This window comes from Pseudomonas sp. P4795 (assembly GCF_048822895.1).
Taxonomy (GTDB): Bacteria; Pseudomonadota; Gammaproteobacteria; order Pseudomonadales; family Pseudomonadaceae; genus Aquipseudomonas.
Genome location: NZ_JBMFBT010000001.1, coordinates 525,668 through 544,855, shown reverse-complemented (window position 1 = coordinate 544,855; position 19,188 = coordinate 525,668). Strand labels below are relative to the sequence as shown.

14 protein-coding genes and 3 pseudogenes are annotated in these 19,188 nt (G+C 59.4%); 7 read left to right on the top strand and 10 right to left on the bottom strand.

Translation table 11 applies throughout. The annotated features are described in order from the left end of the window. The first annotated feature begins 306 nt into the window (after nt 1-306). Both ACOI8A_RS02390 and ACOI8A_RS02385 read left to right on the top strand, forming a co-directional pair. Nucleotides 307-1,563: a hypothetical protein gene (locus ACOI8A_RS02390; protein WP_420649423.1), complete on the top strand. Its 1,257-nt coding sequence runs from the start codon at nt 307-309 to the stop codon at nt 1,561-1,563. A gap of 101 nt (nt 1,564-1,664) precedes the next feature. Continuing rightward, a pseudogene (locus ACOI8A_RS02385) lies at nt 1,665-1,829 on the top strand (DUF6124 family protein); the annotation flags it as partial. 42 nt (nt 1,830-1,871) lie between these two features. Here ACOI8A_RS02385 and ACOI8A_RS02380 read toward each other — a convergent pair. Together ACOI8A_RS02380 and ACOI8A_RS02375 are read right to left on the bottom strand one after the other, a co-directional pair. After that, a pseudogene (locus ACOI8A_RS02380) lies at nt 1,872-2,003 on the bottom strand (helix-turn-helix transcriptional regulator); the annotation flags it as partial. Between the two features lie 52 nt (nt 2,004-2,055). Then, nucleotides 2,056-2,559, bottom strand: a complete 504-nt coding sequence (locus ACOI8A_RS02375) for a VOC family protein (protein ID WP_420649422.1) — start codon at nt 2,557-2,559, stop codon at nt 2,056-2,058. 208 nt (nt 2,560-2,767) lie between these two features. Here ACOI8A_RS02375 and ACOI8A_RS02370 point away from each other — a divergent pair, with 208 nt between their 5' ends. Then, on the top strand, nt 2,768-3,160 hold the full coding sequence (locus ACOI8A_RS02370) for a GFA family protein (protein WP_420649421.1): 393 nt from the start codon (nt 2,768-2,770) through the stop codon (nt 3,158-3,160). Nucleotides 3,161-3,196: 36 nt separating this feature from the next. Here ACOI8A_RS02370 and ACOI8A_RS02365 read toward each other — a convergent pair whose 3' ends face one another. Further along, nucleotides 3,197-4,027: an alpha/beta fold hydrolase gene (locus ACOI8A_RS02365; RefSeq protein ID WP_420649420.1), complete on the bottom strand. Its 831-nt coding sequence runs from the start codon at nt 4,025-4,027 to the stop codon at nt 3,197-3,199. A 210-nt stretch (nt 4,028-4,237) separates the two neighbouring features. On the opposite strand from ACOI8A_RS02365, the gene ACOI8A_RS02360 reads away from it, so the two are divergent. The 4 genes and pseudogenes from ACOI8A_RS02360 (at nt 4,238) to ACOI8A_RS02345 (ending at nt 8,483) form a co-directional block, all read left to right on the top strand. Beyond that, nucleotides 4,238-4,693, top strand: a complete 456-nt coding sequence (locus ACOI8A_RS02360) for a (2Fe-2S)-binding protein (protein WP_420649419.1) — start codon at nt 4,238-4,240, stop codon at nt 4,691-4,693. 12 nt (nt 4,694-4,705) lie between these two features. Next, nucleotides 4,706-6,868: a molybdopterin cofactor-binding domain-containing protein gene (locus ACOI8A_RS02355; RefSeq protein ID WP_420649418.1), complete on the top strand. Its 2,163-nt coding sequence runs from the start codon at nt 4,706-4,708 to the stop codon at nt 6,866-6,868. Between the two features lies 1 nt (nt 6,869). Beyond that, nucleotides 6,870-7,454: pseudogene (locus tag ACOI8A_RS02350) on the top strand (hypothetical protein). Nucleotides 7,455-7,517: 63 nt separating this feature from the next. After that, entirely contained in the window at nt 7,518-8,483 is a 966-nt protein-coding gene (locus tag ACOI8A_RS02345) for a sensor domain-containing diguanylate cyclase (RefSeq protein WP_420649417.1), read from the top strand. Nucleotides 8,484-9,109: 626 nt separating this feature from the next. Here ACOI8A_RS02345 and fabI read toward each other — a convergent pair. From fabI to ACOI8A_RS02310, 7 genes are all read right to left on the bottom strand, one after another. Then, entirely contained in the window at nt 9,110-9,904 is a 795-nt protein-coding gene (gene fabI / locus ACOI8A_RS02340) for an enoyl-ACP reductase FabI (RefSeq protein WP_150802880.1), read from the bottom strand. A gap of 19 nt (nt 9,905-9,923) precedes the next feature. Continuing rightward, complete coding sequence (locus tag ACOI8A_RS02335) at nt 9,924-11,534, bottom strand: ABC transporter ATP-binding protein (RefSeq protein WP_420649416.1); 1,611 nt, start codon at nt 11,532-11,534, stop codon at nt 9,924-9,926. A 1-nt stretch (nt 11,535) separates the two neighbouring features. After that, the gene (locus tag ACOI8A_RS02330; protein WP_420649415.1) at nt 11,536-12,555 is read right to left on the bottom strand and encodes an ABC transporter permease; all 1,020 of its coding nucleotides are present in this window, start codon (nt 12,553-12,555) and stop codon (nt 11,536-11,538) included. 1 nt (nt 12,556) lies between these two features. Then, nucleotides 12,557-13,630 carry a microcin C ABC transporter permease YejB gene (locus tag ACOI8A_RS02325; protein WP_420649414.1) on the bottom strand — a complete coding sequence of 358 codons (1,074 nt, stop codon included), beginning with the start codon at nt 13,628-13,630 and terminating at the stop codon, nt 12,557-12,559. 4 nt (nt 13,631-13,634) lie between these two features. After that, a complete protein-coding gene (locus ACOI8A_RS02320; RefSeq protein WP_420649413.1) occupies nt 13,635-15,476 on the bottom strand; it encodes an extracellular solute-binding protein in 1,842 nt (613 codons plus the stop codon). Continuing rightward, a complete protein-coding gene (locus ACOI8A_RS02315) occupies nt 15,473-17,305 on the bottom strand; it encodes an extracellular solute-binding protein (RefSeq protein WP_420649412.1) in 1,833 nt (610 codons plus the stop codon). Before ACOI8A_RS02315 ends, ACOI8A_RS02320 begins: the two co-directional genes overlap by 4 nt. Before the next feature lie 350 nt (nt 17,306-17,655). Then, nucleotides 17,656-19,131 carry a transglycosylase SLT domain-containing protein gene (locus tag ACOI8A_RS02310; RefSeq protein WP_420649411.1) on the bottom strand — a complete coding sequence of 492 codons (1,476 nt, stop codon included), beginning with the start codon at nt 19,129-19,131 and terminating at the stop codon, nt 17,656-17,658. Nucleotides 19,132-19,188 lie beyond the last annotated feature (57 nt).

The window sequence follows — 19,188 nt, the reverse complement described above, 5'->3', positions numbered from 1 at the left end:
GTAAGGAAGTCGCTGGTTTGCGGGGTTGGCGGGGTGGTTGGATATATCTGTCTGATTGTGTAGTTGTGGGGCGGGTCGGGATGGTTGTTACTTGAAACATCAATAAATAACTGTGCTGCTGGAGTGAGAATTCTTTTTAGAGAGGGGTGTGTTCTGGCCATAGTTTGCGTCTGTGCGAACACTCTGGTTCTGTACCGTTCGTCATAAACCCGCCTTCACCTGTCAGATCTGACAGTAGGCAGTGCTGCGTTTTCGAGGTGTGATGGAGGCCTATTTCCCAACTGGCCCGTGCGGCAGGAGACAGCGATGATCCTTCAGTCAAATGCAGTGGACGCGGGGCTGGCCTTGGTCCCGGTGTACCCACCGGAGTGGATAACACCAGTAGGACCCCTTGGGACTGCTGACGGCGGTGTTTCCTACGCTGCATTCCAGCCGGCTGGCGTTAAGCTCATCATTGAACCCATAACCGGCTTGCTGAATTGGATCGTGGCGGCTTATGACGTTCTGACCATCTTTGTCAACGGAGTTAACACTGGCGTCAGCAAAACCATCATGCCGGGTGAGGAGGGTGATCGCTTTTTACTGCTGGTGCTGGCGCTCTGGTTCAATAACGGTGTCAACGATGTGCACTACACAGTGAAACGAGTCAGCGGCAATACCGACAAGTCGCCCACACTCAAACTGCTGTACAACGACCCGGCGCCCACCGTCGCCGTTATCCATCCGCCCAGCATAGGGCCGGGGCAGCCGAGATCCATCACAATTAACGTCGGATACGCGCGGCTTTACGACACGGTTAAGTTGACCATTGGCATCTGGACCAAGACATTCAACAACCCCGATCCCACCAAACCGATCACGCACACCCTGACGGTCGCCGAACTGCTGTTGATTGGCGACGGTGTTCATCGGGTTTCCGCCACGGTGGTCGATCAGTTGACTAATAGTGGTGTGTCGGCGGCGACCTCTATCGTAATAAGCTCCAAACAGCCCCTAAGTATCGACCAATCTGTGCTCAACCTTGACGGAGTGATGGTCCGCAGTGGCCATTGTCCACATCCCAATGGAAGAAATGCCTCGGGCAATTTTTCTGTGCGACAAGCTTCCGGAGGCGTTGAGCCTTACAGCTATCTAACATCTAACAGCTATATCGCGAGTGTGAGTTCTCAAGGGGAAGTGGTGGGGATGAGTAATGGTCGCACCATAATTACAGCCGTCGATCAGAATGGCGATACAGTCGATTTCCCAGTGGATGTTTCAAATGTTTTCGACGTCACGATATTTCACACATCGAACTTGACCCAACCTGCTTATAAGCAACTGCTTGCTGAGAACAGTTGGATTGGAATGACACCGCAGATTCGCGCTGCATTGGACAGCTGTTACCACCACCCTCATTTCAGTTGGACGATACAGCCAGAACCCCGAGCCAATCGCTCTTGGACGGGCGTCACCAGTGGAGGCGCAGGGGAGGTATACGACATCTCCGGGCGGCTTTATACCTGGGATGACTGGTATATGAACCCTCCTTATCACGGGTTTGGTTTTTGGCTGAAAAAGTAGATTTAATAAGAAGTAGGAAAGAAAAAAGTAGAAACGAGGGACGCATTTAGTTACCGGGGACGTAAGAAAAGGCGTAAGAAAAGGGGACGCATTTATTTACCGAAACCCTGACCTCGGCCAAAGTCATGGCTAACGACTTCGCCGGAATGCTCGATGCGTCGCAGCGACATGTGCTGTTAGGGATTGCGCAACTGATCATGCTCGGGGAATTGGCGGTGAATCGGGTGCTGGATAATCTGGAGTTGAAGGCTGACGAGAGCCTGTAAGCCTGTGCAACTGAAACGGCCCTTCACGGGCCGTTTTTGTTTTCACCCCCGATACTGCCCCGGCGTAGTCGCCAAATGTTGTTTGAACGCCCGCTGAAAATGCGCCGCGGCGCAAATGTCCTCGAGACTGAGTAACTAGGTGCCGTGCTCGCGGATGAAATCAGCAGCGCGCTCGCTGCGGCGTGTTTTATTGTTTTTGTTCCCTACAGACCAAGGTCCGAATGTATTAGCTGTGCCCGGCAAACGCCCGTTCGAGTTCGGCGATGTCGAGTTTTTTCATCTGCAACATGGCCTGCATCGCTCGTTGGGATTTTGCCGTGTCGGCGTCGGTCATCATGTGCATGAACGCCACCGGTACGATCTGCCACGACATGCCGAACTTGTCCTTGAGCCAGCCGCATTGCTGCGCCTCGACCGGTCCGCCGGCCGACAGGTTGCCCCAGAAGTGGTCGACCTCTTCCTGGTTGTCGCAGTTGACCTGAAACGACACCGCTTCGTTGAACTTGAACACCGGACCACCATTGAGGCCGGTAAAGCCATGGCCATCGAGTTCGAAACTGACGGTCATCACCGAGCCTTCCGGGCGGCCGTGGAATTCCTGGCCGACCTTGCTGTAGTGGGTGAGGGCGGTGATTTTCGAGTGGTCGAAGATCGAGCAGTAGAACTTCGCTGCCGCTTCGGCCTGATCGTCAAACCACAGGCACGGCGTGAGTTTTTGGAAGCGTTGCATGGCAGTCATCCTCGGCAGGTTAGACACGCAGGATTAACAGCGTAGTCAGTCTGTAGTCGGCTGACGCTGCCGTAGATCGACAAGTCGGTGAATCCCGCAAGGCCCAGTGCGGAGCGCGTCGTGCGGCTTGTTTTTGTTGGTGTATACACGGATCTTGTTAAACCCCAGGCTGCAGGTATCGGGGATGACCATTTAACGGAGGTGGCGCATGGATCGATTCACTGGCGGTTGCCTGTGCGGCGATGTACGAATCGAGGCTTCAGGGCGACCCTATCGGGTCGGACTCTGCCATTGCCTCGATTGCCGCAAGCACACGGGCGCGTTGTTTCATGCGTCGGCGATTTTCCCCGAGACTGCAGTGGTGATTACCGGCGAAACGCGGGACTACGCCGGACGGTTTTTCTGTCCGCACTGTGGTTCGTCGGTGTTCGGCCGCAGCGGCGATGAAGTGGAAGTGAGTCTTGGCGCGCTGGATGCGCCGGATCAATTGCAACCGAGCTATGAACTGTGGACGTTGCGACGCGAGGCGTGGTTGCCGGCGTTTGCGTTCGCCAGACGCTTCGAGCGTGATCGCGACAGGGGCGGGCGGCAGGAAGAATAGGGAGTCAGCGGGCTGGCATGCCGGCTCCCGTTCTTCTCAACCTTTGATAAACGCCAGCAGATCAGCGTTGATCGTTGCCGCCTCGGTAGTCGGCATGCCGTGAGGGAAGCCTTTGTAGATTTTCAGCGTGCCGTTTTGCAGTAACTCCGCTGACAACAGCGCCGAATTTTCGAACGGCACAATCTGGTCATCGTCGCCATGCATCACCAGCACCGGAATCGTGATGCGTTTCAGGTCTTCGGTGAAGTCGGTCTGCGAGAATGCGACGATCCCGTCGTAGTGCGCCTTGGCGCCGCCCATCATGCCCTGACGCCACCAGTTCGCAATGTTCCCTTCTGACGGGGTGGCGCCCGGCCGATTGTAGCCGTAGAACGGCCCACTGGGAACGTCGCGGTAAAACTGCGCGCGATTCGCCGCCAGTTGCGCCTGCAAGTCATCGAACACCAATTTGGGCAGGCCACCGGGATTGCTTTCGGTCTTGACCATCAACGGCGGCACGGCGCTGATGATCGCCGCTTTCAGCACTTTGTCCTCGCCATGACGCGCAATGTAATGCACCACTTCGCCGCCGCCAGTCGAGTGGCCGACATGCACGGCTTTCTGCACACCGAGGTGGCTGACCACCGCAGCAGCGTCATCGGCGTAGTGATCCATGTCGTGGCCGTCCCAGACCTGACTTGAACGCCCGTGCCCACGTCGATCATGCGCGATCACGCGAAAGCCCTGGGCGAGAAAGAACAGCATCTGCGCGTCCCAGTCATCCGAACTGAGCGGCCAGCCGTGATGGAAGTGAATCACTGGCGCGTCTTTCGGCCCCCAGTCCTTGTAGAAGATCTCGACGCCATCGTTGGTTGTGACAAATCCCATGTTCGCGACTCCAGGAAAGTGTGGGTGAACAGCCGGTATCAACTGTAGGAGTAAATCCGGCAGGCGCACGGCGCGGCATGACCGGTGGTCGCGGCGCCTGGTCAGCAGCGCAAATTGCGCTTAGCTGAAAGGGATAAGCCGAGGCGCGCGCAGGCCTTCCACAGCCGCAGCGACGCCCTTCAGAACACCGTGAGTCTGAGGAAATCCCCGATGCTGACCCTGAACATCAATGGCAAGGATCAGGAGCTCGATGTCCCCGCGGACATGCCGTTGCTCTGGGTTCTGCGCGATGTCGCGCACCTGACTGGCACCAAATTCGGTTGCGGCATGGCCCAGTGCGGCGCCTGCACCGTGCATGTCGATGGCGCGCCGTTGCGCTCGTGCATCACGCCCGCGACCGCCGTCGCCCACGGCCAGAAGATCCTGACCATCGAAGGCCTGTCGACCGATGGCTCGCATCCGGTGCAGCAGGCCTGGGCCGAACTCGACGTGGTGCAGTGCGGCTACTGCCAGTCCGGGCAGATCATGTCCGCCGCTGCGCTGCTGGCGAAAATTCCCACGCCCACCGACAGCGATATCGATCAGGCGCTCTCCGGCAATATCTGCCGCTGCGGCACTTACCCAAGAATCCGCGCGGCGGTCAAACGCGCAGCCGAACTCGGTTAAGGGGGATCTGCGATGAACGGTCCTGTATCCCGTCGGGGATTTCTCAAGGGCAGTGCGCTGTTGGGCGGCGGTCTAGTGGTCGCGTTTGCCGTGCCTGGCGGCAACCGGTTTGCCATGGCCGCCGAGAATGAAGGCAAGGCATTTGCGCCGAATGCTTTCTTGCGTATTGCCGCGGATAACAGCGTGACCGTGTTGCTCGGCCACTCGGAAATGGGCCAGGGCATCTGGACCGGTCTGACCATGTTGATCGCCGAAGAACTCGACGCCGACTGGTCGAAAATCCGTGTCGAGCACTCGCCAGCCTCGGCCGCTGACTACGGCATGCCGGGGTTTGGCGGGATGCAGATTACCGGCGGCTCGACTTCTACGTGGATGGAGTTTGACCGCTACCGATTGGCCGGCGCCACGGCGCGGCAGATGCTGGTGGAAGCGGCAGCGAAGCGTTTTGAAGTGGCGCCATCGACGATTCGCACCGAGTCCGGCGTGGTGATCGCCGGCGATAAACGCGCGACCTACGGCGAACTGGCGGACGCCGCCGGGCAACTGCCGGTGCCGGATCCGAAATCGATCACTTTCAAGGAAGCCAAGGACTGGAAGATCATCGGCAAACCGACCAAGCGTCTCGACACACCTGAGAAAATCACCGGCCGCGCCAAGTTCGGCATGGACGTGCAGTTTGAGGGGCTGATGACGGCGATGGTCGCCCGCGCGCCGGTGTTTGGCGCCACGGTGAAGTCGTTTGATGGCGCCGCCGCGCTGACGATTCCGGGTGTGCACAAGGTGCTGCAGGTGCCGAGCGGGGTGGCGGTGATTGCCGATCACTATTGGGCGGCGAAGCTGGGACGCGATGCGCTGAAAGTCGATTGGGATATGGGGCCGCACGCGGATCTGAGCAGTGAAAAAATGCTCGAGAGCTTCCGCAAACTGGCGGCGACACCCGGCAGTTCGGCGGCGCAGGCCGGGGACGCCAAAGGCAATTTCGCCAAAGCTGCGAAGAAAATAGACGTCGAGTACAGCGTGCCTTATCTGGCCCATGCGCCGATGGAGCCACTGAATTGCACGGTGAAGATCAGCGCCGAAAAGTGCGAAATCTGGACCGGCACGCAGTTTCAGACGCTGGACCAAATGGTCGCCGGCAAGATCACCGGGCTCAAACCGGAGCAGGTGGAAATCCACACTGAATTCCTCGGCGGTGGTTTCGGGCGCCGGGCCAATCCGACCTCGGACTTCGTCGCCGAAGCGGTGCAAGTGGCGAAAGCTGCAAGTCTGCCGGTGAAAACCGTGTGGTCGCGTGAAGACGATATCCGTGGCGGTTACTACCGTTCGATGTTCCTGCATCAGGCGAAGATCGGCCTTGGCGCCGATGGCATGCCGTCGGCGTGGCAGCATGTGCTGGTCGGGCAATCGATCATGTCCGGCACGTTCATGGAGCAGACCATGGTCAAGAACGGGGTTGATCAGACCTCGGTTGAAGGCGTTTCCGACAGTCCGTACGTCAAGGACCTCGCGCATCATCAGGTCGATCTGCATTCGCCGAAAACCGGTATCGACGTGTTGTGGCTGCGTTCGGTGGGCCACAGCCACACTGCGTTTGTCATGGAATCGCTGATCGATGAAATGGCCACGGCGGCGGGCAAGGATCCGGTCGAGTATCGGCGCACCTTGCTCAAGGATCACGCGCGGCATCTGGGGGTGTTGAATCTGGCTGTGGAGAAGGCCAACTGGAAAGCACCGCTGCCTGACGGGCATGCGCTCGGGGTGGCGGTGCATGAGTCGTTCGGCAGCTACGTGGCGCAGGTCGCCGAAGTCTCTCAAGACAATCTGAAAATCCGCGTGCACCGGGTGGTCTGTGCCGTGGATTGCGGGATCGCGGTCAATCCGCAAAGCATCGCGGCGCAGATGGAATCGTGCATCACCTTCGGCCTCGGTATGGCGCTGCACAGTAAACTGAGCCTGAAAAACGGCATGGTCGAGCAATCCAACTATCACGACTACCAGGTGCTGCGTCTCAACGAAATGCCCGTGGTCGAGGTGCATATCGTGCCGAGCAGCGACAAACCCGGCGGCATCGGTGAAGCAGGTGTGCCACCGACGGCGCCAGCGGTGGCCAACGCGGTGTTTGCCCTGACCGGCCAGCGTCTGCGCGAATTGCCGTTGCAACTGGCGGGGGTGTGAGATGAAACGTCATTTGCTGTTGGGCACGGTGGTGTTGCTGGGACTTGGCGGTTATGCGTCGGATCTGTTTGCTGACGATCAGGAAGCCTTGAAGGCGTTTGGCACGGTGCAGAAAGTCTTTCAGAGTCCGCGTTGCCAGAACTGTCACATTCCCGGCGATTCGCCGCTGCAATTTGACGCCGGCGTGCCCCACGCGATGAACGTGGTACGTGGCCTGGACGGCAAGGGAGCCGCCGGTCTGCCGTGCGCCACCTGTCACGCGGAGAACAATCCGCCGGCCAGTTATGGCGCGCACACGCCACCGGGGGCGCCACACTGGAGCCTGCCGCCGGCCGCGCACAAGATGGCCTGGATCGGCCTGCCACCGGATCGCTTGTGCGCCATGATCAAGGACCGTGCGAGCAACGGTGATCGCGACTTCGCTGCGCTGCTCAAACATGTCAGCGAAGACAAACTGGTGCTCTGGGGCTGGAATCCCTGAGCAGGGCGCGCGCCGGTGCCGGTGCCGGTGCCGCATGACATCTTTGTGAACCAGTTCAAGCTCTGGGCCGATGCTGGCGGGCCTTGTCCGGTGCTCGGCGGCTGAGGGGTGTCAGCCTCGGTCGATTTCGGGCTACGCTTATATGCATTGACGCAAATGGAGTGTGTGATGCTGGTACCAGGCAAACCCGCGAATGAAGCTGCGCGAATTCAAGTGCTGCATGATTTGAAACTGCTGGATTCAGCGCCCGAGGAACGTTTTGACCGGCTCACGCGCTTGGCCAAGCGCTTGTTCAATGTGCCGATTGCGCTGGTCACGCTGGTGGATAAGGATCGGCAATGGTTCAAATCCTGCGTCGGGCTGGACGCCACTGAAACCTCGCGTGATGTGTCGTTCTGCGGCCACGCGATTCTTCAGGATGAATTGCTTCTGGTACCGGATGCGACCGAGGACGAACGATTCCACGACAACCCTCTGGTGACCGGCGCGCCGAATATTCGGTTTTATGCCGGCTATCCGCTGACGGTGCCGCACGGCAACAAAATGGGCACGTTGTGCCTGATCGATACCAAACCCCGCGAACTCGACGACGAAGAACGCGCGTTACTGCACGATTTGGCCGGGATGGCCGAGCAGGAGTTGGTCGCGGTGCAGATGGCGAGCATGGACGAGCTGACGCTGCTGTCCAATCGCCGGGGCTTTATGCAATTGGCCCAGCATGCGCTGGATGCTTGTGTGCGTCTGAACCGGCCGGCGACGCTGCTGTTTTTCGACCTGAATGACTTCAAACAGATCAACGACCTCTACGGCCATGCCGAAGGTGACAGCGCGCTGAAGACCTTTGCCGATGTGCTGCGGATCGCTTTTCGCGAGAGTGATGTGGTCGGGCGTTTGGGCGGGGATGAGTTTGTGGCGTTGCTGACCGGGTCCAGCCATATCGAGACCAATCTGGTCATGACGCGGCTTAAGGAAATTCTGGAAGAGCGCAATGCTACGTTGCATCGCGGGTATGCGATTCGTTTCAGCGTGGGGCAGATCGAGTACGACGCGCACAGGCATGAGAGCGTGGATAAATTGCTGGCGGATGCGGATGGGGCGATGTATTTGCACAAGCAGGCGGTCAAGCGTAGTTAGTCTTGGCGATGGCTATCTTTCAGGCGCGGGCGCTATTGCGGATGTACTCAACACCTGTGGGAGCTGGCTTGCCAGCGATGGCTTCAGTGCGGGCGATGGTTTTTTTCTGGCTGAGTACATATCCATTGCTGCGGTGATGGCTTCTTGAGGTTCCGCCCTGACGGCGGGTCACCTTTTTCAAACGCCAAAAAGGTAACCCAAAAGGCTTTACCCTGACGTTCGGCCCACTCGCTTAGGCTCGGGGTTCCTTCGCTCCGGGATTGATCCGGGGGCATCGCCTCCGGTTTGCTGCGCTGCACCTCCTCTCGATGTGTTTGGCTGCGCCAAACGTCGCTGCGCTCCCACCCCCGGATCAATCCCTCCACTCAGCCTGCCGACGGGCGCTTTCGATCAAAAGCCGCAGCCGAGCCAACGCTCATCCTGTTGAGTGGGGCGGCTTCGCCGCATGGTGTGCGCAAATCAAGACTGTGGGAGCTGGCTTGCCAGCGATAGCGGCCTGACAGCCGACCGAAATCGTCCGGTTGTACACATCCTGTGTAGGAGCTGCCGCAGGCTGCGATCTTTTGATTTCTGGCATAAAAAAACCCGCCTGAATTCAGGCGGGTTTTTTATTGGCTAACCGAAGATCACTCTTCGAGGTTGCCCATCGCGGTGGTGTTGAAGCCGCCGTCGACGTACATGATTTCACCGCTGATGCCCGACGCCAGGTCGGAGCACAGGAAGGCGCCGGCGTTGCCGACTTCGTCGATGGTGACGTTGCGACGCAGCGGGGTTTGCGCTTCGTTGGCGGCCAGCATTTTGCGGAAGTTCTTGATGCCCGACGCTGCCAGAGTACGGATCGGGCCAGCCGATACGCAGTTGACGCGGGTGCCGTCCGGGCCCAGGGAGCCGGCCAGGTAACGTACGCCAGCTTCCAGCGAAGCTTTGGCCATACCCATTACGTTGTAGTTCGGCATGGTGCGCTCGGCGCCCAGGTACGACAGGGTCAGCAGGCTGCCGTTGCGGCCTTTCATCATTTCGCGGCCAGCTTTGGCCAGGGCCACAAAGCTGTAGGCGCTGATGTCGTGCGCGATGCGGAAACCTTCACGGGTGGTGGCTTCGGTGAAGTCGCCGTCCAGTTGGTCGCCTGGGGCGAAGCCGACGGAGTGCACGATGCAGTCCAGGCCGTCCCACTTCTTGCTCAGTGCTTCGAAGACCTTGGCGATTTCTTCATCGCTGGCCACGTCGCACGGGAAGCACAGCTCAGGGCTCGAACCCCAGCCTTGGGCGAATTCTTCAACACGACCTTTCAGCTTGTCGTTCTGATAAGTGAAGGCAAGCTCAGCGCCCTCGCGATGCATGGCGGCAGCGATGCCGGATGCGATGGACAGCTTGCTGGCGACACCGACGATCAGTACGCGCTTACCGGCGAGAAAACCCATGTGTTGCTCCTCTTTCAGGTTATTGCGCAGTGGCTGGTGCCAGAAAAGCGGCTTCCAGCAACTGCTGTGTATACGGATGTTGGGGAGCGGCAAAGATACTTTGCGCGTCTCCCTGTTCGACCACTTGGCCATGCTTGACCACCATCAACTGGTGGCTCAGCGCTTTGACGACAGCCAGATCATGGCTGATGAACAAATACGTCAGGTTGTACTTGGCTTGCAGCGAGCGCAACAGCTCGACCACTTGCCGCTGCACCGTCCGGTCGAGCGCTGAAGTCGGCTCGTCCAGCAGGATCAGCGCCGGTTTGAGCACCAAGGCTCGAGCAATGGCGATTCGCTGCCGTTGCCCACCGGAAAATTCGTGGGGGTAGCGGTGCCGGGTTTCCGGATCCAGACCTACCTCCTTCAAAGCCGCAATAATCGCTGCTTCCTGTTCTACCGCAGTGCCGATCTTGTGGATCCGCAGGCCTTCACCAACGATATCGCTGACACACATGCGCGGGCTCAGGCTGCCAAACGGGTCCTGAAACACCACCTGCATCTCACGGCGCAACGGTCGAACCTCGCTCTGCGTCAGGCAGTCTAGCTGCTTGCCCTCAAAACGGATGCCACCTTTGCTGCCAATCAAACGCAAAATCGCCAGACCGAGCGTGGATTTGCCGGAACCGCTTTCGCCCACAATGCCCAAAGTCTGACCTTGGGGCAGGCTGAAATTGATGCCGTCCACCGCTTTGACATGATCGACCGTGCGTTTGAGCAGGCCTTTCTTGATCGGGAACCAGACTTTCAGATCCTCGACTTCAAGCAGCGGTGGCCCGATTTCATTGGTCGCCGGGCCTCCGCTAGGCTCAGCTCCGAGCAATTCCCGAGTGTACGGATGCTGCGGCGACCCGAACAGCTCTGCGCACGATGCCTGTTCGACGATGCAACCGCGCTGCATGACACATACACGATGCGCAATTCTTCGCACCAGGTTCAAATCGTGGCTGATCAACAGCAGCGACATGCCTAATCGAGCCTGAAGTTCCTTGAGCAAATCGAGGATTTTCAGCTGAACGGTCACGTCCAGCGCGGTGGTCGGTTCGTCGGCGATCAACAGCTCCGGCTCGTTGGCCAGGGCCATGGCGATCATCACCCGCTGACGCTGACCGCCGGACAGTTCGTGCGGCAGGGCCTTGAGACGTTTATGCGGCTCGGGAATGCCGACCATCTCCAGCAGTTCCAGGGTGCGCCTGGTTGCGATTTTGCCGGTCAGACCTTTGTGGATGCCCAGCACCTCGTTGATCTGCTTCTCGATCGAGTGCAGCGGGTTGAGCGAGGTCATCGGCTCCTGAAAGATCATCGCGATGCGGTTGCCACGAATGTGGCGGATGGTTTTTTCTTTCAGCCCCAGCAGATTTTGCCCGGCATATTCGATGGTGCCGGACGGATGCCGGGCGAGCGGGTAGGGCAGCAGGCGCAGGATCGAGTGCGCGGTGACCGATTTGCCCGAACCGCTTTCGCCGACCAGCGCCAGGGTTTCACCGCGCTTGATGTCGAAACTCACGCCTTCGACCACCCGTTGCACGCGCTCGCCAACCACGAATTCGACGGCGAGGTCGCGCACTTCGATCAGATTGTCCTGATTCATTTCACTTCCTCGGGTCGAAGGCATCGCGAGCGGACTCGCCGATAAACACCAGCAAACTCAACATCAACGCCAGCACGGCAAACGCGCTCATGCCCAGCCACGGCGCTTGCAGATTGGATTTGCCCTGCGCCACCAACTCGCCGAGCGACGGACTGCCGGCCGGTAAGCCGAAGCCAAGGAAATCCAGCGCGGTCAGGGTGCCAATGGCGCCGGTCAGGATGAATGGCATGAAGGTCATGGTCGAGACCATGGCGTTGGGCAGGATGTGGCGGAACATGATCGCGCCGTTCTGCATCCCCAGCGCCCGCGCGGCGCGTACGTATTCGAGGTTGCGCCCGCGCAGGAACTCGGCACGCACCACGTCCACCAGGCTCATCCACGAAAATAGCAGCATGATCCCCAGCAGCCACCAGAAATTCGGCTGGACGAAACTGGCGAGGATGATCAGCAGATACAACACCGGCAGCCCCGACCAGATCTCCAGGAAACGCTGGCCGGCCAGATCGACCCAGCCGCCATAGAAACCCTGCAAGGCCCCGGCAATCACGCCGATGATCGAGCTGCAGACGGTCAAGGTCAGCGCAAACAGCACCGAAATCCGGAAGCCGTAGATCACCCGCGCCAGCACATCGCGCCCCTGATCGTCGGTGCCCAGCAGGTTGTCCGCCGAGGGCGGCGCCGGAGCCGGGACTTTCAGGTCGTAGTTGATGCTTTGGTAGTTGTAGGGGATCGGCGCCCAAAGCACCCATGCATCCTTGGCCTTGAGCAGTTCGCGGATGTACGGGCTCTTGTAGTTGGCTTCCAGCGGGAATTCGCCGCCAAAAGTGGTTTCCGGGTAGCGTTGGATGGCCGGGAAATACCAGTTGTTGTCGTAATGCACCACCAGCGGTTTGTCGTTGGCGATCAGTTCGGCGCCGAGGCTGGCGCCAAACAGAATCAGGAACAGCCACAGCGACCACCAGCCACGCTTGTTGGCCTTGAACAGTTCGAAACGGCGGCGGTTGAGAGGGGACAGGTTCATCTCAATGCTCCCGGCTTTCGAAGTCGATGCGCGGATCGACAAAGGTGTAGGTGAGGTCGCCGATCAGTTTCACCACCAGCCCGAGCAGGGTGAAGATGAACAGGGTGCCGAACACCACCGGGTAATCGCGGTTGATCGCCGCTTCGAAACTCATCAGGCCGAGGCCGTCGAGGGAGAAAATCACCTCAACCAGTAGCGAGCCGGTGAAGAAGATGCCGATGAACGCCGAAGGAAATCCGGCAATCACCAGCAGCATCGCGTTGCGGAACACATGGCCGTAGAGCACGCGATGCCGGGTCAGGCCTTTGGCCTTGGCGGTGACCACGTACTGTTTGTTGATTTCATCGAGGAAGCTGTTTTTGGTCAGCAGGGTCATGGTCGCGAAATTGCCGATCACCAGTGCCGTTACGGGCAACGCGAGGTGCCAGAAGTAATCGAGGATCTTGCCGCCGAAACTCAGTTCATCGAAGTTGTTCGAGGTCAGGCCTCTTAGCGGGAACCAGTCCAGATAACTGCCGCCGGCAAACACCACGATCAGCAGAATCGCAAACAGGAATGCCGGGATCGCGTAGCCGACGATGATCGCCGAGCTGGTCCAGACGTCGAAATGGCTGCCGTGGCGCGTGGCTTTGGCGATCCCCAGCGGGATCGACACCAGGTACATGATCAGCGTGCTCCACAGCCCGAGCGAGATCGACACCGGCATCTTTTCCTTGATCAGGTCGATGACCTTGGCGTCGCGGAAGAAGCTGTCGCCGAAATCCAGCTGGGCGTAGTTCTTGATCATGATCCACAAACGTTCCGGCGCCGACTTATCGAAGCCGTACATCTTCTCGATTTCCTTGACCAGCGCCGGGTCCAGACCCTGTGCGCCGCGATAGGCGGAACCTGCCACCGACACCTCGGCACCGCCACCGGCGATGCGGCTGGTGGCGCCTTCGAAGCCTTCGAGCTTGGCGATCATCTGCTCTACCGGCCCGCCGGGGGCGGCCTGGATGATTAGAAAGTTGATCAGCAAGATGCCAAACAGGGTCGGGATGATCAGCAGCAGTCGCCGAAAAATGTACGCCAGCATCTGATTACTCCGTGCCCGCAGGGTCGGCTTGCAGTTGGTTTTGGATTTCTACTGCCGGCTTCGCATCGGGTTTGATCCACCAGGTGCTGGTGCCGATGTCGTACTTGGGTGAGATTTGCGGGTGACCGAGGTGGTTCCAATAAGCCACGCGCCAGGTCTTGATGTGCCAGTTGGGGATCACGTAATAACCCCACTGCAGCACCCGGTCGAGGGCGCGCGCATGGGCCACCAGGCTCTGGCGCGAATCGGCGTTGATCAGGCGCTCGACCAGTTGATCGACCACCGGATCCTTCAGACCCATGGTGTTGCGACTGCTCGGCTTGTCGGCCGCAGCACTCATCCAGAACTCGCGCTGCTCGTTACCCGGCGAGTTGGATTGCGGGAAGCTGCCGACGATCATGTCGAAGTCCCGCGAACGTACGCGATTGATGTACTGCGAAACGTCAACGCGACGAATCACCAGCTCGATGCCGAGGTCGCTGAGGTTACGCTTGAGCGGCAGCAGCACCCGCTCGAAATCGGTCTGGGCCAGCAGGAATTCGATGCTCACCGGTTTGCCGCTGGCGTCGACCATTTTGTCATCGACGATCTTCCAGCCCGCCTCTTGCAGCAGTTGATAGGCCTCGCGCTGCTGGGTGCGGATCATGCCGCTGGCGTCGGTTTTCGGGTTCTCGAAGGCTTCGCTGAACACCTGCGCCGGCAGTTGGCTGCGGAACGGATCGAGGATCGCCAGTTGATCGGCGTCGGGCAGGCCGGTGGCAGCCATTTCCGAGTTCTCGAAAAAGCTGCGGCTGCGCGCGTAGGCGCCGTTGAACAATTGTTTGTTGGTCCATTCGAAGTCGAACAACAACGTCAGCGCACGACGCACTCGAATATCCTGGAACACCGGGCGGCGCAGGTTGAATACGAAGCCCTGCATGCCAGTGGGGTTGCCGTTGGGGATCTGTTCCTTGATCAGCCGTCCTTCGGTGACCGCCGGAATGTTGTAGGCGTTGGCCCAGCTCTTGGCGGTCATTTCCAGCCAGTAGTCAAACTGCCCGGCCTTCAGCGCCTCAATCGCCACGGTGTTGTCGCGGTAGTAATCGGTGGTCATCACGTCGAAGTTGTAGAAACCGCGATTGACCGGCAAGTCCTTGCCCCAGTAATCCTTGACCCGCTCATAACGCACCGAGCGCCCGGCCTTGACCTGGGTCAGCTGATACGGGCCGCTGCCCAGCGGAATTTCCAGATTGCCCTTGTTGAAATCGCGTGTCGCCCACCAGTGTTTCGGCAGCACCGGCAACTGCCCGAGGATCAGCGGCAGTTCGCGGTTGTTGGTGTGCTTGAACTTGAACAGCACTTTGAGCGGGTCTTCGGCGATGACTTCTTCGACATCGTTGTAGTAGCCGCGATACAGCGGCGAGCCGTCCTTGGTCAGCGTCTGGAAGCTGAACACCACGTCTTCGGCGCGTACCGGGTGGCCGTCGTTGAACCTGGCTTCAGGACGCAGGTAGAAGCGTACCCAACTGTTGTCCGGGGCTTTTTCGATCTTGCTGGCGATCAGGCCGTATTCGGTGAACGGTTCGTCGAGGCTGTGCTTGGTCAGGGTGTCGTAGATCTGCCCGATGTCGTCCGCCGGCACGCCTTTATTGATGAACGGGTTGAGGCTGTCGAAGCCGCCAAAACCGGCCTGGCGAAAGATCCCGCCCTTGGGTGCGTCGGGGTTCACGTAATCGAAATGCTTGAAATCGGCAGGGTATTTCGGCGGCTCGTTGTACAGGGTCACGGCGTGTTGCGGGGCGGCACAGGCCAGCCCGGCGAACAACAGGCCGCCGACCTGCACCAGCAGGGCGCGGATAGGCTTCATCGATCTGTCTCCGAAGATTTCAGCCACCATGCGCTCAGGCCCAGCGTGTAGGGCGGCGTGGTGACGAAGGCAAACCGGTTGCGGTACGCCAGACGGTGATAATTGAGGTACCAGTTGGGAATGATGTAGTGCTGCCACAGCAGCACGCGGTCGAGCGCTTTGCCCGCAGCGACCTGTTCATCGCGGGTGCGCGCCGCGAGCAATTGCTCGAGCAGATGATCGACCACCGGGTTGGCGATGCCCGCGTAATTCTTGCTGCCCTTGACCCCGACCTGACTGGAGTGGAAATACTGCCACTGCTCCAGGCCGGGGCTGAGGGTCTGGTTGAGGGTCATGAGGATCATGTCGAAATCGAACTGATCGAGGCGCTGTTTGTATTGCGCACGATCCACCGTGCGCAGCCGCGCCTCGACGCCGATGCTGTTGAGGTTTTCGATGTAGGGCTGAAGCAGGCGCTCCAGATTCGGATTGACCAGCAGCAGTTCGAAACGCAGCGGCTGGCCAGCGGCGTTTTGCAGGCGTTGGCCGTTTAGCTTCCAGCCCGCTTCGGTCAGCAGCGCGAGGGCTTTACGCATGGTTTCGCGGGGAATGCCGCGCCCCTCGGTTTTCGGCAGGCTGAACGGCTCGGTGAGTAATCGCGCCGGCAGTTGATCCTTGTACGGCTTGAGCATCAGCCATTCGCGCCCGACCGGCAGGCCACTGGCGGCGAATTCGCTGTTTGGGTAGTAACTGGTCGTGCGCTTGTAGGCGTCGCTGAATAGCGCGCGGTTGGTCCACTCGAAATCGAACATCAGCCCCAGCGCTTCACGCGTCTTCACATCGGAGAAAATCGCGCGGCGGGTGTTCATGAACAGACCCTGACTCTGCGTCGGAATCTGGTGGGGGATCTGCGCCTTGATCACCTCGCCACGGCGTACGGCGGGGAAGTTGTAGCCGTTGGCCCAGTTCTTCGCCTGGTGTTCGATGTAGATATCGAATTCGCCAGCCTTGAACGCTTCGAACGCCACGTCGCTGTCGCGGTAGAACTCGACTTCCATCCTGTCGAAGTTGTACTTGCCGCGATTGACCGGCAAGTCCTTGCCCCAGTAATCCTTGACCCGCTCAAAGATCAATTGCCGGCCCGGCGTCGCCGAAGTGATGCGATACGGGCCGCTGCCAAGTGGTGGCTCGAAGGTTGTGGCCTTGAAGTCGCGATCCTTCCAGTAATGCTGCGGCAGCACCGGCAACTCACCCAGACGCAGAATCAGCAGCGCGTTGCCCGAGCGCTTGAGCACGAAACGAATCCGCTGCTTGTTGAGGATATCCACGCGCAGCACTTCCTGCAGTGCGGTGCGATACAGCGGATGACCTTCCTTGAGCAACAGGCGATAGGAAAACGCCACGTCATACGCGGTGATCGGCGTGCCGTCGTGGAAGCGCGCCTCGGGGCGCAGATTGAACACCACCCAGCTGCGATCTTCGCTGTATTCCACCGATTGCGCGATCAAGCCATAACTGGAGGCTGGCTCATCGCCGGAGGGCGAGTATTGGCCGGTGCCGACCATCAACGGCTCGTTCAGCTCGTTGATGCCGTATTGCAGGAAATTCGCTGTGGTGACCGGGCTGGTGCCCTTGAAGGTGTACGGGTTGAGCGTATCGAAGGTGCCGAATGCCATCACCCGCAATGTACCGCCCTTGGGCGCTTGCGGGTTGACCCAGTCGAAGTGGGTAAATCTGGCCGGGTACTTGAGCGTGCCGAACTGCGCATAACCGTGACTTTCGGTAATCGTCGCGCTTGCGGTTGAGCTCAAGGCCAGGCTGATCAGGAGCAGGAGGAGGGGACGCTTCAAGTCAGATCCGATCCAGGCGGCTTGGGCTTAGTGGGCCGTACAGTAACAGCTTGTATGGACAGGAAAAAGATGGGGGGGTAATGCGCTGTTAACAATACCGCCAAGAGCCCCTCACCCTAACCCTCTCCCCGAGGGAGAGGGGACTGACCGAGTTGTTTGGCCGAGCTGCACCGACTTGCGGTACCGAGTTGAACTCAAGGTTTGAAAAGCACACAGATCGGCCCCCTTTCCCCCTCGCCCCCTTGGGGGAGAGGGTTGGGGTGAGGGGGGCTGGGCTTACCAGGCACAACACCAATCAAACAAACACCGGACAAAAAAAAGCCCCTGAATTTCAGGGGCTCTCATATCAATCAATGCGGCTGATAAACCGTCAGCATCTGCCCAGGCTTCAACGCCTTGCCAGCACCCGGATTCCAACGCTGCAGATGTTGCATCTCAACGTTGAAACGCTTGGCTACCACATACAGGGTGTCGCCGCGTTTGACCTTGTACTGCGTCTGTTGCTTGCTCTCGGCCTTGCCTTTGGTCTTGCTGTTGGCAGCCACCACCGTGTTGACCCGGCCGCTGTTGCGCGCGACGTTGCGAGCAGGGCTGCGCTTGGTAGCGTCCTGCATCACCAGTGTCTGGCCAACCTTGAGGTTCTTGCCGCTCAGCTTGTTCCAGCGTTGCAGGTCCTTGACTTCAACCTTGTTCGCCTTGGCAATCGAACCGAGGTTATCGCCACGCTTGACCCGATAAGCACGCTTGAGCTGCGCGACTTCGCTCGGATCAGCACCTTCGAATACGGGCTTCAGCGAGCGCGGGCTGATCAACTCGTCCGGGCGCATGGTCTGCAGACTGGCGGTCAGCAGTTGCGCCTTCGAGGTTGGCACCAGCAAATGCTGCGGGCCGTCGATGGTGGTGCGCTGCTTGAAGGCCGGGTTGAGCTGGAACAGTTCGTCTTCGTCGATGTTGGCGACAGCAGCGACCTTGGACAGGTCCATGCGCTGGTTGATTTCGACAACCTGGAAATAGGGTTCGTTGGCGATCGGGTTGAGGTTGACGCCATAGGCTTCCGGCGTCAGGACCACTTGCGACAGGGCCAGCAGCTTCGGTACATACGCCTGGGTTTCCGCCGGCAGCGGCAGGTTCCAGTAGTCAGTCGGCAGGCCGAGTCGTTCGTTGCGTTCGATGGCGCGGCTGACCGTGCCTTCGCCGGCGTTGTAGGCAGCCAGTGCCAACAACCAGTCGCCGTTGAACATGTCGTGCAGGCGGGTCAGGTAGTCCATCGCAGCGGTGGTCGAGGCGGTGATGTCGCGACGGCCATCATAGAATTGGGTTTGACGCAGGTTGAAATAACGGCCAGTCGAAGGGATGAACTGCCACAAGCCCACTGCGTTGGCTCGGGAATAGGCCATCGGGTTGTAGGCACTTTCAATCACTGGCAGCAGGGCCAGTTCCAGCGGCATGTTGCGTTCTTCGAGGCGCTCTACGATGTAGTGGATGTAGAGGCTGCCACGCTCGCCGGCGTTTTCCAGAAACGAAGGGTTACTGGCGAACCACAGGCGCTGTTGCTCGATGCGCGGGTTGACGCCCAGACCGTCCTGCAACTGGAAACCGTTGCGCATGCGGCCCCAAATGTCCTGAGGCGCTTGCGGCACGGGCTTTTCGGTCAGCCAGATGGGCTTCTGCTTGGCTCGCGCAGCAATGTTCGGCGTATGTGTCGCTTCAGGCTGCGGAGCGTGGCTGGAACAACCCGCCAGTGTGGCGGACACAGCCACCGCGATGGCTTGCGCCAGGCGGGTCAAAGCATCTGAATTGACGGACTTACGTATGGATGACGACATTGGCTGGAAGTAAGTTCCGGGCAAAAATGTCGGGCGATTCTAGAAAGCGCACCCCTC